Raw genomic sequence first — 13,477 nt, forward strand, 5'->3', positions numbered from 1 at the left:
ATCAGGTCATTTACGCGGCTTGACCCGCGCCGTCGCCTCCGCCACCAACGGGTCGTCCGGCCAGTAATGCTTGGGATAACGTCCCTTGAGGTCCTTCTTCACCTCGGCATAGGTGCTGCGCCAGAAGTTCGCCAGGTCCTGGGTGACCTGCACCGGCCGGCGCGCCGGTGACAGCAGGTGCAACTTGACCACCTGGCGGCCGCCGGCAATGCGCGGGGTGTCGGCCAGGCCGAAGAGTTCCTGCAAGCGCACCGCCAGGATCGGCGGGTGCTCGCTGTAGTCCAGCCGTATCGACGACCCCGAAGGCACGCTCAAATGATGCGGCGCCAGTTCATCCAAGCGTTGCGGCAGGGGCCAGGGCAACAGGTTGTGAACGAAGCTCGCCACGTCCAGGTTGGCGAAATGGCTGAGGCGCGAGACGCGGCCCAGATACGGCATCAACCAATGCTCGAGACTGTCCAGCAGCGCTGCGTCGCTGACGTCCGGCCATTCGCTCTCGCCCTTGGCGTCCAGGTCCAGGCGCCGCAGCAGCGCCACCCGTGCCTGCCATTGCCGCAACTCCGGGGTCCAGGGCAACAACTCCAAGCCCTTGCGCCGCACCAGGTTCATCAGGGCCTGGCTACGGGCCGACTCATCCAGGCCGGTCAGCGGTTCGCGGCTGAGCACCAGTTCGCCGACCTTGCGCTGGCGCTCGGCGCGCAGCACGCCTTCGCGCTCGTCCCAATCCAGCTGATCCACAATACGGACTTGTTCGGCCAGCACTGAATCGAACAGTGCCGGGTCGAAATCCGTCGCCAGGTAGATCCGTTCTTCGCGCTGGCCCTGGCGACTGCCCAGGTCGGCGATCACCAGCCACGCTTGTTTCATCAGGCTGTCAGCCTCGGCAAACAGCGCCGCACGGCCGTTGGCCAAACGATATTCGGCGCCGCCGGGCCGGCGTTGCTGGGCGACGCGGTCCGGGTAGGCCAGCGCCAGCAACGCGCCGAGCCAGCGCGGATGATCGGGATCGGCCACGGCTTCTTCGGCCTTGCCCCGCAGGTAACCGCGATATTGCCGGGCCAGTTGTCGTGCCCGCTGCACCCCGCCCTGGGCGCCGCGCGCTGCGCGTTCTTCGCCGGACAGCAAGGCCAGGCGACTGTGCAGATCCGCGCCGGCGCCCCGCAGAATATCGCGCTCGCCCAACAGCGCGGCGACGTTGCAGGCCATGTCCGCCAACCCCAGCGCCTGACCGCGCAACAGCAGATGCGCGATACGCGGGTGGGCCGGCAGCTCGGCCATGGCCTGGCCGTGGCGGGTCAGTTGCTCGCCCTCCAGCGCGCCCAGGCGTTGCAGCAGGTCCTGGGCCTGGGCATATGCAGCAGAGGGCGGAATGTCGAGCCAGACCAGTTGCTGCGGCGTCACGCCCCAGCGTCCCAGTTGCAGGGCCAACCCGGCCAGGTCCGCCGACAGGATCTCCGCGCTGCCATAGGCGGCCAATTGTTCATGCTGGTCTTCGGACCACAATCGATAGCAAACCCCCGGTTCCAGGCGCCCGGCCCGACCGGCCCGCTGGGTGGCACTGGCTCGGGAAATGCGCTGGGTGTCGAGCCGGGTCATGCCGCTGCCCGGGTCGAAACGCGGCACCCGCGCCAGTCCGGCGTCGATCACCACCCGCACGCCGTTGATGGTCAGGCTGGTTTCGGCGATGTTGGTGGCCAGCACCACTTTGCGCTGGCCGGGCGGCGCGGGATCGATGGCGGCGCGCTGGGCGGCGAGGTCCAGTTCGCCGTGCAACGGACAGAGCAACACATTGCCGCCCTCGCCCAAGGCCTCGGCCAGTTGCTGATGGACCCGGCGGATCTCCGCCTGCCCGGGCAAGAACACCAAGACGCTGCCGGTTTCATCCTGCAGTGCTTCGAGCACGGTCTGCACCAGCCGCGGCTCGATAAACTCGCCGGGCTGGAACGGTCGGCCCCAGCGCACCGTCACCGGGAACATGCGGCCTTCGCTGCGCAGGATTGGCGCGTCGTCCAGCAACCCGGCCAGGCGCTCGCCTTCCAGGGTCGCGGACATCAGCAGGATCTTCAGTGGCTGGTCATCGCGAAACAGCTCCCGACCGTTGAGGCTCAAGGCCAGGGCCAGGTCGGCGTCGAGACTGCGTTCATGGAATTCATCGAAAATCAGCAGCCCCACGCCTTCCAGCGCTGGATCGTCCTGCAAGCGCCGGGTGAGGATGCCTTCGGTGACCACTTCAATGCGGGTCTTGGGGCCGACCTTGCTGTCGAGGCGAATCCGGTAGCCGACGGTTTCACCGACCTTTTCCCCCAGTTCACTGGCCAGTCGCTCGGCCGCCGCCCTTGCCGCAAGGCGCCGGGGCTCGAGCATCAGGATGGTCTGCCCGGCCAACCAGGGCTCGTTCAGCAAGGCCAGGGGAACACGGGTGGTTTTACCGGCACCGGGCGGCGCTTCGAGCACGGCTTCGTGACGCGACGCCAAGGCTTGACGCAGGGCGGGTAAAACTTCATCAATCGGCAAAGAAATCATGCTGGCTCCAAAACAGAGGGCCGAGTATAACGGCGAACTGTTTAGCGTGGTCTGGACTCCAACCAGCAACGCCTTTACCTGCTCAGGAGATTGCTATGCGTATTCCCTTTCGCGTAATCGGTGGCGTCCTGGTCGCCGCCCTGCTGACCCAACTCAGCGCCTGCGGCTCGATCTTCTACCCGGACCGTCGCGGCCAGATCGATGGCAAGATCGACCCGGCGATCGCCGCGCTCGACGCCGTCGGCCTGCTGTTCTACATCATCCCCGGCCTGATCGCGTTCGCCGTGGACTTTGCCACTGGCGCCATTTATTTCGAACCGGGCCGAAGCGTCCAGATCGAGCCAGAGAAACTCAAGCCGGCCATCAACCCCGACGGCACCGTCAATAACCAAAAATTGCAGGCGATCCTGGAACGCGAACTGGGCCGCAGCTTCCCGCTGGACGATCCTCGGTTGATCCAACACAAAGGCAGCGCGCAACAACTGGCCGCCCTCGGTCTCAAACCCGCCGCCTGACGGACACCACGCAAGGAATGACCGCGACATGACCACCAGCACCGAACATGCTCGTCTGCTACGCCTGGCCACCCGGGCGTCAGTGGCCGTGGCGCTTACACTCGTCGTCGCCAAGGCCCTGGCCTGGTGGCTCAGCGGCTCGGTGAGCATGCTTGCCGGCCTGACCGACTCGGCACTGGACGGCGTCACCTCGCTGCTCAACCTGCTGGCGGTGCATTACGCGCTGCGCCCCGCCGACGATGACCATCGCTACGGTCATGGCAAGGCCGAATCCCTGGCCGGCATGGCCCAGGCGCTGTTTATCGGCGGCAGTGCGGTATTGATTGCCCTGCAGGCTTTCGAGCGGCTGAAAAACCCGGTGCCGGTGGATGCCCCCTGGCTGAGCGTCGGCGTGATCGTGTTTTCCCTCGCGCTGACCCTGGCCTTGTTGGCATTGCAGTACCGGGTCATCCGCGCCACCGGCTCCAACGCCGTGCGTGCCGACTCGCTGCACTATCGCTCCGACTTGTTGCTCAACGGCAGCATCCTGGTGGCGCTGGTGCTGGCCGGGTTTGGCTGGTATCAACTCGACGCTTGGTTCGGCCTGGGGATCGCCATCTACATTCTGTGGAGTGCGGTCCAGATCGCCCGGGAAAGCTTCGCGGTGCTGATGGATCAGGAACTGCCACCCAATGTCAGCCAGCACATGCTGGAACTGGCCTGCGCGGTGCCTGGCGTGCTCGGCGCCCATGACCTGCGTACGCGGATCTCCGGCAACCACTGGTTCGTGCAACTGCACCTGGAGCTGCCGGGGGAACTGACCCTGTCAGTGGCCCACGGCATCAGCGACCAGGCCGCCGATGCGATCCATCATGCTTATCCGAAGGCCGAAGTGCTGGTGCATGCCGATCCGTCGGAAGTGGTAAAAGCCGTCAGCGCATAACCTGTGGCGAGGGGATTTATCCCCGCTGGGCTGCGCACTGTAGGAGCTGCCGAAGGCTGCGATCTTGTGATCTTTCGCTTGAGACTCAAGTGCCTGGGGAAAGATCGCAGCCTCGTTGCACTCGACAGCTCCTACACAGCGCCTACAACGTCGAGCGGGAGCAGGCTCCCTCGCCATAGGGGACTGTTTTTCTATGCTGGGTGATCAGTACGTCACCTGATACCCACGACTACTCAAGCAACTGCCCTGGGCCTGGCGATAGGTCTGCACCACTTCCGGTGCCGGTGGGTAGCTGTAGTTGCGCGGATCGAAACCGCTTTGTTGCACCGCCCAGCGATAGCAGTCGTACCCGTCCCGGTTGACCTGCTCGGGCGACTGGCCGTTGGCCGGGTAGGCCACCACGTCAAAGCTGTTGCCTTGGGGTTGAGGCTGCGGGTTGGCCACGGGCGGCTCGACCACGACGTAGTCCTGGGTGCTGGCTTCGTAGATGTAATAGGCGCCCGCGGCGAGAAAGAACAGCGAGCTGCCGATCCACACTTCCCTGGCGTAATCGGGCAGGTAACGGGTACGGATGCCCCGCGGCGGCTCGACCACGATGTAACGCGGCCCTTGAGGGCGATACCAGTAGCCGCCCGAGTAGAAATAATCCTGGCCGCGATAAGGCACGCGGTAGTTGCGATCCGGGAAGCGGTCGATCACATAACCCGGGCGATACTGCGGCCCTGGGCCCCAGCCGTTGCCATGGCCGTCCGGTCGACCGGGCCAATGCTGTTCGGGACGGTTGTCATGGCCTGGACGGGGCCCGCCGTTTGGATAACCGTCGTTGCGACGCGGGACATCGCGGTAGTACCCCGGTTGCGGTTCGCGGGTCTGGGTCACGCTGTCGGGCCGGCCCTGGATCGGCAGGTTGTTGCCGGGCTGCGGCTGCGGCCGGCCATGGCCGTTGGGGTCTTGAGGCCCACGGTCATAGCGCTGGCCGCCCTGGTATTGCGGCTGTGGCTTGACCTCGAACTGACGACTGTTGTCGCCCCGGATGATTTCGTTGCTCTGCGGCCGCGGCTGGCCCGAGTAACCCTGGCCATTGCCGCCGCGTCCGTCCTGACCAGGACCGCCGTCGGGGCCGCCACGGTTTTGCTGATCGTCGGCCATTCCCTGCGCACTGACACTTGCCCACAACAGACCAACACCTGCCAAACGCCAGATGCGCGACTTCATGAAATTCCTCACAACGGTTCAGGGCCTGATGGTAAGACTGGAAAAGCCCAGGCCGGTTCTGCGATAGGTTATCAGCCACGGGGTTTATTTCGCAGGCATTAAAAAAGGGAGACCCGTCGGCCTCCCCTTGAGAATTTCGTCCGTGCTCGACGCTTATGACGTCGGCTCACCTCACGCCGTCTTCTGGACGGTGTGCAGCTCGGGGGTCTGCCAGTACCGGTGGGTACTGCGACCGCAGCCGGCCTGATTGGGCGGGCTGCACTGGACTGTTTGTCCGAGCAGTGATCTTGGTGGTAAGCATAAGCCTTGGGTGTCGATGGATGATTGCGAAGATTGCGTAAATAAACATCACTTGCGCAATTTTTAACCTCGGATAGATAATCTGCCGCAATTATCAAGATAAAGGCCCGACCGATGAGCAAACTCGACCGTTACGACCTGAGCATTCTGGCGGAATTGCAGCGCGACGCGCGCATCTCCAACCAGGAACTGGCCGAACGCATCGGCCTGTCGCCCTCCCCCTGCTCGCGACGGGTCAAGCAGTTGGAGGATGACGGCTACATCACCCGCCAGGTCGCCCTGCTCGACCGCAAGCTGCTGGGCCTGAGCCTGACGGCTTATGTGCTGATCGGCATGGACCGTCACACCCCCGAGCGTTTCGAGAACTTCGAAGCCGCCATCCGCAGCCTGCCGCAAGTGCTGGAGTGCAGCCTGGTCACCGGCATGGACGCGGACTACCAGCTCAAGGTCGTGGTGCCGGACATGGACCACTACCAGAAACTGCTGCTGGGGCACCTGACCCGGATCGATGGCGTCACCAGCGTGCGCTCGAGTTTTGTGCTGAACCAGGTACTCAACAGCACCGAACTGCCGTTGACTCATCTGCGTAGCTGACCGCTTTTGTGGCGAGGGGATTTATCCCCTCGCCACAAAATCTACAGCCCAACCGATGAATAGCTGCGACACACCGCCGCAGGCCAATCCCGCGCCCGCGCCCCATGCCTTATACTCGCCGCGCCTTTTCAACCCCGCCCACGCCGGAGTGTCCTGATGGATCCTGCTGTTTTCGAAGAGTGGATGATGACCGGCCTGGTCAGCATCCTGATCATTTTCATGGGTTTCATCGTCTGGGACTTGGCGAAGAAGTCCAAGGCCGGACGTTTCGGCTCGTTCATCCTGTTTTTCGTGCTGGGCCTCGGCGTGGCCGCGTTCGTCATCAAGAGCGTGGTGATCGGCCTGATCGAATCCGGGACGTTATAAGCGCGCCGGCACTTCTTTCCACTGGCCCTGATCGAGCCCTTCGATCGTCCAGTCGCCGATCCTGACCCGCACCAGGCGTAGCGTCGGCAAGCCTACCGCAGCGGTCATGCGGCGCACCTGGCGGTTGCGCCCCTCGCGTATCACCAGCTCCAGCCAGCTTGTGGGCACGCTTTTACGAAAACGCACCGGCGGGTTGCGCGGCCAGAGTTGCGGTTCGTCCAATGAGCGTGCCTCGGCCGGCAGGGTCATGCCGTCGTTCAACTCAACCCCATCGCGCAATCGCTGCAACTGTTCGGCACTCGGCTCGCCCTCCACCTGCACCCAATAGGTCTTGGCCAGCTTGTGCTTGGGGTCGGCAATCCGCGCCTGCAACTGCCCATCGTTGGTCAGCAACAGCAAGCCTTCGCTGTCACGATCTAGCCGTCCGGCCGGGTAGATGCCCGGTACGTCGATAAAATCCTTGAGCGTCGCCCGCCCCTCACCGTCACTGAATTGCGTCAGCACATCGAAGGGTTTGTTGAACAGGATCAGCTTCGGCTCGGCCGGCGGGGCCTTGGCCACACGGCGCGGGGCGGAGGCTGGAAGCTTCGCGCCAGGGCGACGGGAAGCAGGGCGTGGAGGACGGGGCATGGCGGCATAACATCTAGCGGTCAGGGCCGGTAATGCTAGTGGCCTGACCGCTAAATAACCACCACCGTGTCAGCGGAACGGCGGCTCGTCGAAGCTGCGCAGCTTGCGCGAATGCAACGAGTTGAGTTCGGTGCGCAACAGATCCAACGCCTCGATGCCGATCTTCAGGTGCTGGTTGACCGCTCGCTCATAGAACGCGTTGGCCGAGCCCGGCAGCTTGATTTCGCTGTGCAACGGTTTGTCCGAAACGCAAAGCAAGGTGCCGTAAGGCACCCGCAGGCGATAACCCTGGGCGGCGATGGTGCCGCTTTCCATGTCCACCGCCACCGCGCGGGACAGGTTGATCAGCGGACGCTCCTGGGCCCAGCGCAGCTCCCAGTTGCGGTCGTCGTAAGTCAGCACGGTGCCGGTGCGCAGGCGCTTTTTCAGCTCGTCGCCCTTTTCGCCGGTGATGTTCGCTGCGGCCTGTTGAAGCGCCATCTGCACTTCGGCCAGGGCTGGAATCGGAATATTCGGTGGCACCACCCGGTCGAGAATGCCATCGCGGCGCATGTAGGCGTGGGCCAACACGTAGTCGCCAATGGTCTGGGACTGCCGCAGCCCGCCGCAGTGGCCGATCATCAGCCAGCAATGCGGGCGCAGCACGGCCAGGTGGTCGGTGATGTTCTTGGCGTTGGAAGGGCCGACACCGATGTTCACCAGGGTCACGCCATGGCCGTCGTTGGTCTGCAGGTGATAGGCCGGCATCTGGTAGCGGTGCCAGACCACGCCAGCGGCGATGGCCGACGCTTCGCTGTGCTCCATGTTCTTGTCGATGATCACGTTGCCCGGCAGGACCATGCGTATAAAGCGCGGGTCGCTGCGCAGTTGCTCCAGGCCGTGGACGATGAACTGGTCGACATAGCGGTGATAGTTGGTCAGCAGGATCCACGGCTGCACATGGCGCCAGTCGCTGCCGGTGTAATGCACCAGCCGGCGCAGGGAAAAATCCACCCGCGCGGCGTCGAACAGCGCCAGGGGCAGCGGGTCGGTGTTTTCCCAGTCATAGAGGCCGTCGGCAATGCCATCGGTGGCGGCCGACAGGTCGGTGCTGGGGAAAACCCGCGCCAGCACGGCGGCGGTCACGCCGGAGCCGGCCAGTTCGTCGCCCTGCTCCACCACGTACGGGTACGGAATGTTCTGCTCGCTGACGCCCACTTCCACGGTGACGGTAAAGTCGTGCATCAGCGGGACCAGCTGTTCCAGCAGGTATTTACGGAAGGCGGCGGGGTGGGTGACGGTGACGCTGTAGGTGCCAGGCAACTGGACCTTGGCATAGGCACGCGTGGTTTGCGGGACTTCGCCGTGGCAGTGATAGGTCAGGCGCAAGGCCGGATAACGAAACAACGCACGCTGCTCGGCATCCGGCTCGACGCGGTCCTTGAGATAACGCATCAGCGCCTGGTTCAACGCGGTGGTCGCACGCTCGTGCAGGGCCGCCAGACGATCCACGGCTTGTTCGGCGGTTTGAACGACAATAAACGCTTCGGTCACGATCAGCTTCCTGTGTTCTGACTTGCAGGCCTTCATCTTGCCTGCATCGCCGCCGGACGGGAACAGTGGCGTAGTGACCGAGCCTCCATAAAGCCGCTGTGGGAGTGAGCTTGCTCGCGATGGCAGTGTGTCAGCCACCACAAATGTTGGATGTACCGACGCCATCGCGAGCAAGCTCGCTCCCACAAATGATCTTCAGTGGTCCCAGAACTTTCATTCACCGCAGGTCCCCTGTGGGAGCGAGCCTGCTCGCGATCGCGGTGTGTCCGTCACCGTAGAGGCTGGATGGGCCGACGCCTTCGCGAGCAGGCTCGCTCCCACAATTGATCTTCAGTGGTCCCAGAACTTTCATTCACCGCAGGTCCCCTGTGGGAGCGAGCTTGCTCGCGATAGCGGTGTATCAGTCACTACAAATGTTGGATGTGCCGACGCCTTCGCGAGCAGGCTCGCTCCCACAGGGTACGTGTTGTGTCTAAAAGACGTGTGGGGTGGAGCGCGTCACGATGGCCTCGACATTCAAGCCCCGAGGCAAGGCACCGTACACCCGCCCGGTCGACCCCAGGCGACTGGCGATGAAGGCATCGCTGACATCGCTGTTCCCCGCCTCAAGCAACAGCTTGGCTTGCAGGCCCACGGCGATGTCTTCGGTCAATTGCCGGGCGCGGTACTGGATGTCGTCGGTGTCCTTGAACGCCGCGTGCAATTGGTGGATGTGGCTGGCCAGGCGCTTGTCGCCGTGGCCGTCGCCCAGTTCGCTGAACAAGACCTCCAGCACGCCGGGCTCCTTGGACAAGGCCCGCAGCACATCCAGGCATTGCACGTTGCCGGAGCCTTCCCACGTCGAGTTGACCGGCGCTTCGCGGTACAGGCGCGGCAGGATGCTGTCTTCGACGTAGCCGGCGCCGCCCATGCATTCGGCGGCTTCGTTGATCATCGCGGGGGCGCGCTTGCAGATCCAGTACTTGCCCACCGCCGTCACCAGCCGGGCGAACTTGGCCTCGTGTTCATCATTCAGGTGGTCCAGCGCCCGGCCCATGCGCAGGCTCAAGGCCAATGCGGACTCGCTTTCCAGCGCCAGGTCAGCCAGGACGTTTTGCATCAGCGGCTGTTCACTCAACACCTTGCCACCGACCTTGCGGTGCGCGCAGTGATGGCTGGCCTGGGTCAGCGCCTGGCGCATCAGGGCGCTGGAGCCGACCATGCAATCGAAACGGGTCATGGCGACCATCTCGATGATCGTCGGTACGCCCCGCCCTTCTTCACCCACCATCCAGGCCAGTGCGCCACGAAACTCGACTTCGCTGGAGGCGTTGGAGCAGTTGCCCAGCTTGTTCTTCAACCGTTGGATGTAAAACTGATTGCGGGTGTCGTCGGGGCGATGGCGCGGCAACAGGAAACAGGTCAGGCCCTTGTCGGTCTGGGCCAAGGTAAGGAAGGCATCGCACATAGGCGCCGAACAGAACCATTTGTGCCCGACCAGCTCATAGGCCTGGCCCGGGCCGCTGGCGCCCACCGGATAGGCTTTGGTGGTGTTGGCCCGCACATCGGTGCCGCCCTGTTTTTCAGTCATCGCCATGCCCAGGGTCACGCCGGCCTTGTGAGCCATGCCGACGTTGCGCGGGTCGTACTCGGTGGCCAGCACCTTGGGCTCCCAGCGCTCGGCCAGGTCCGGCTGCAAGCGCAGCGCCGGCACGCTGGCGAAGGTCATGGTCAGGGGGCAGCCGGTGCCGGCCTCGGCCTGGCTGTGCAGATAGGTCATCGCGGCCCGGGCGACATGCGCGCCAGGCTGCGGATGGGCCCAGGGCAAACTGGGCAGGCCGTGCTCGACGGCGGTGCGCATCAACTGGTGATAGGCCGGATGGAATTCCACCAGGTCGATGCGATGGCCATAACGGTCATGGCTGGAGAACACCGGTTTGTTCTGGTTGGCCAGGAAGCCCGCTTCCATCAACGGCCCGCCGGCCAGTGCCCCATACGCATCGATCCGCGCCTGTGCCCAGCCCGCCCCAAAGCGTTGCGACCACTGCTGCAGCGGCAGGTCGATGCGGTACAGGTTGGCGCCATCCAGGGACGGCGGCTGGTTGGTGACATCGTGGGTTTCAGCGAACTGGTGCAGGTTCATGACAGGGCTCCTCGATCGGCCAGGGATTCAGTTAAGCACCGCCTCCAGGCCGAACAAAGTGTCATATGCGCCTAAATGTCGGCGCTTTCACCCTACCCCGGACAAAGCACCCGGCGCTGGAGCATCGCCTGCAGCGCCTCGAACTTCACTGGCTTGTTCAGGTAATCGACCGGCGCGCCCGACGGACAGCACTCGCGCCCCACGTTCGGGCTGACGACCAGCACCGGCAGTTCCTCGCAGCCGGACAAGCTGTGGATCTGGCAGCAGAGCGACACGCCGTCCAGCGGCGGCAACTGGCAATCGAGCAGCACCGCATCAAAACGCTCGCCGTGCAGCAGATCCAGCGCGGCGCGGCCACTGTCGGCGGTGCGCACTCGATACCCGAGCTTGAGCAACATGCCGCGCATAACCAACTGATCGATGCTGCTGTCATCGGCCAGTAGCACCGTGCAATCCTGCGGCAGGCGCGAACCCTGGCTGCCACCGAAGGAAAACGGCGTCGGGACCGCGGCTGGCAAGGCCACGTCAAACTCCACGTCCAACTGGAAACGGCTGCCACGACCAGGCTCGGAGGTGTGGGTCAGGCGTCCGCCCAGCAGCTCCACCAGTTGCCGGCAGATAGCCAGCCCCACGCCGAGGCCGCCATATTCGCGGGTCATCGAACCGTCGAGTTGGAAGAAGCGCTGGTACAAGGTCGCTTCCCCCAGGTCGGTAAAACCGATTCCGGTGTCGATGACGGCAAAGGACAGCACCAACCGATCAAGCGCCGTCGGCCGGCCGCTGACGCGCAGGGCCAGGCCGCCAACCCGGGTGAACTTGATGGCGTTGTCCAGCAGGCATTCCAGGCTCTGGGCCAGCTTGCCGCTGTCGCCGAGCAGGCGGTCCGCCAGGCCGGGGGACACGTCGACCTTGAAATCCAGGCCCTTGGCCGCCGCATTGGCGCCGAACTGCACCTGCAGTGCATCGACCACCCCACGCAGGCTGAACGGTGCCGGATAGACCTTGAGCTTGCCGGCCTGCAACTCGGTCAGGGTGAGGATGCCGTTGACCATGCGCATCATGTCCCGCGCCGAACCGGCGGCGGTCTGTTGATACTGGGTCAGTTCCGCGTCCATCTCGACGGTTTCCATCAACTCCAGGGAACCGATCACGCCATTCATCGGCGTGCGCAGTTCATGGGTCAGGGTGGCGAGGAATTCATCCTTGAGCTTGTTGCCGTGGGCCAGTTGCTGGTTGAGCACTTCGAGTTTCTGCCCGGCGTCCAACAGGGTCTGGGCCTGCTGTTCGCGCATGGCGTTGATGCGGTCGGCCAGGGCCAGGGACAGCAGCGCCACTTCGATAGCCGAGCCGATCTGGCTGGCGTACATGGTCAGGAAGACGTTCGGCAGGTAACCGAGCACCATCAACGTATTGACGATGCCCCCCAGCAGAAACGCCGACCAGGCAATAATGAAATAACGCGCCACCCGCAGGCCACGCCACCAGACAAACAGCCCGGCGGCAAAGATCGTCACCGTAAACAGCAGCGCCAATGCCGTCGCCAGGCGCAGCGCCAGGGCATAACTGGTCATCAGCGACAGGCCGACCACCACGGCGCTGTAGGCGATCAGCGCCAGCAGCAAGCGGTCGAGCCAACGACTGTGCTGGGCGGTTTGCAGGAAGCTGCGGGCGAACTGGCTGCCAAACAGGCCCGCGCAACCGATGAAGAACGGCGTCGCGGCGTTGGCCCACCAGGGGTTGTCCGGCCAGAAGTACTCAACGGCGGCACCGTTGACCGACAACTGGTACAGGCCGAACGAGGCAATATAGAAGATGTAATAGAGGTAGCTGGTATCGCGCACGCTCAGGTAGATGAACAGGTTGTAGACCAGCATCCCCAGCAGCACGCCATAGATAATCCCCAGTACATACAAGCGCACCGGCTGTTGCTCAAGATACGCAGTGCTCGACCACAGCGTCAGCGGCGCCTGGATCGAACCCTGGCTTTGCAGGCGCAGGTAGAGGGTCTGCGGTTGTTCAGGCTTGAGAGCCAAGCTGAACAGGTAGTTGTTCTGGCGGATCTCGCGGCTGGCGAACGGCAACGCATCACCGGTCTGGCGAACCAGGCGATACGCCCCTGCCGCATCGGGCTGGTACAAATCGAGGTGGTCCAGCGGCGGGTACGCCAGCTCCAGCAACCAGGTGCGCTGGGCGTCCGGATTGCCGGGGCGGTACTGCAGGTCGATTTTCAACCAGAAGGCTGATCGAGAGTAACCGGCGTTCAGCGCGGCTTGGTCGTGGGGCTTGAAAGCACCCGCGGCAGCCTGGGCCAGGACATCGTCAATGGTGGCCGTGCCGCCCGCATCTTCGAATACCTGCAAGGCATGGCCCAAGGGCAGGTTTTGGGTGAATTCATCGAATTCGAGAGCACTTGCCAGAGGGGACAAGCACAGCAACAACATCAGCAAATAGCGCATTTAAGCCCCAGCGCGGCCTGTCCGGTTGAGTCAGGAAGCCCCCCATTCCCTGAGTAGACGTAAAACCGGCATTACCTGTTATGAGTTGGATCCATCCCTAGCATAGCCGCTGATGGCCAATTTGCACCATTGAAATCTTTCCTACAGAAGGCTCTAGAACGGGCGTTTCAGAGCAAAGCCTTGAGATAGAGCTGTTGCATCGGTCAGGTCGATAACTGGCGGACCAATGTGGCGAGGGAGCTTGCTCCCGCTGGAGTGCGCAGCGCTCCCAAAATCCGGGGCCGCTGCGCAGCCCAGCGGG

General features: G+C 63.8%; 10 protein-coding genes. 4 read left to right on the forward strand and 6 right to left on the reverse strand.

What is annotated here, in order from left to right; all coding sequences use genetic code 11:
* Positions 1-6: 6 nt before the first annotated feature.
* Complete coding sequence (gene hrpB / locus LQ215_RS21955) at positions 7-2,523, reverse strand: ATP-dependent helicase HrpB (RefSeq protein WP_230152551.1); 2,517 nt, start codon at positions 2,521-2,523, stop codon at positions 7-9.
* A gap of 95 nt (positions 2,524-2,618) precedes the next feature.
* Here hrpB and LQ215_RS21960 point away from each other — a divergent pair, with 95 nt between their 5' ends.
* Positions 2,619-3,038, forward strand: a complete 420-nt coding sequence (locus LQ215_RS21960; protein ID WP_230152552.1) for a polyribonucleotide nucleotidyltransferase — start codon at positions 2,619-2,621, stop codon at positions 3,036-3,038.
* 28 nt (positions 3,039-3,066) lie between these two features.
* Positions 3,067-3,960, forward strand: a complete 894-nt coding sequence (locus LQ215_RS21965; protein WP_230152553.1) for a cation diffusion facilitator family transporter — start codon at positions 3,067-3,069, stop codon at positions 3,958-3,960.
* A gap of 204 nt (positions 3,961-4,164) precedes the next feature.
* On the opposite strand, the gene LQ215_RS21970 is transcribed toward LQ215_RS21965, so the two are convergent.
* Entirely contained in the window at positions 4,165-5,175 is a 1,011-nt protein-coding gene (locus tag LQ215_RS21970) for a DUF6515 family protein (protein WP_230152554.1), read from the reverse strand.
* Positions 5,176-5,589: 414 nt separating this feature from the next.
* Here LQ215_RS21970 and LQ215_RS21975 point away from each other — a divergent pair, with 414 nt between their 5' ends.
* Together LQ215_RS21975 and LQ215_RS21980 are read left to right on the forward strand one after the other, a co-directional pair.
* Entirely contained in the window at positions 5,590-6,069 is a 480-nt protein-coding gene (locus LQ215_RS21975; protein ID WP_230152555.1) for an Lrp/AsnC family transcriptional regulator, read from the forward strand.
* A 156-nt stretch (positions 6,070-6,225) separates the two neighbouring features.
* Positions 6,226-6,435, forward strand: a complete 210-nt coding sequence (locus tag LQ215_RS21980; RefSeq protein WP_007937369.1) for a DUF2788 domain-containing protein — start codon at positions 6,226-6,228, stop codon at positions 6,433-6,435.
* On the opposite strand, the gene LQ215_RS21985 is transcribed toward LQ215_RS21980, so the two are convergent.
* The 4 genes from LQ215_RS21985 to LQ215_RS22000 all read right to left on the reverse strand — a co-directional run bounded on the left by LQ215_RS21985 (position 6,430) and on the right by LQ215_RS22000 (position 13,176).
* On the reverse strand, positions 6,430-6,996 hold the full coding sequence (locus LQ215_RS21985; RefSeq protein ID WP_230152560.1) for a pseudouridine synthase: 567 nt from the start codon (positions 6,994-6,996) through the stop codon (positions 6,430-6,432). The genes LQ215_RS21980 and LQ215_RS21985 overlap by 6 nt on opposite strands.
* A 138-nt stretch (positions 6,997-7,134) precedes the next feature.
* Positions 7,135-8,634, reverse strand: a complete 1,500-nt coding sequence (amn, locus tag LQ215_RS21990) for an AMP nucleosidase (RefSeq protein ID WP_230152556.1) — start codon at positions 8,632-8,634, stop codon at positions 7,135-7,137.
* A gap of 436 nt (positions 8,635-9,070) precedes the next feature.
* A complete protein-coding gene (locus LQ215_RS21995; RefSeq protein ID WP_230152557.1) occupies positions 9,071-10,720 on the reverse strand; it encodes an acyl-CoA dehydrogenase family protein in 1,650 nt (549 codons plus the stop codon).
* Between the two features lie 92 nt (positions 10,721-10,812).
* Positions 10,813-13,176, reverse strand: coding sequence for a hybrid sensor histidine kinase/response regulator (locus LQ215_RS22000; RefSeq protein WP_230152558.1), 2,364 nt, complete (start codon positions 13,174-13,176; stop codon positions 10,813-10,815).
* Positions 13,177-13,477 lie beyond the last annotated feature (301 nt).

The sequence above is a fragment of the Pseudomonas brassicacearum genome, from assembly GCF_918698105.1.
Lineage (GTDB): Bacteria > Pseudomonadota > Gammaproteobacteria > Pseudomonadales > Pseudomonadaceae > Aquipseudomonas > Aquipseudomonas brassicacearum_F.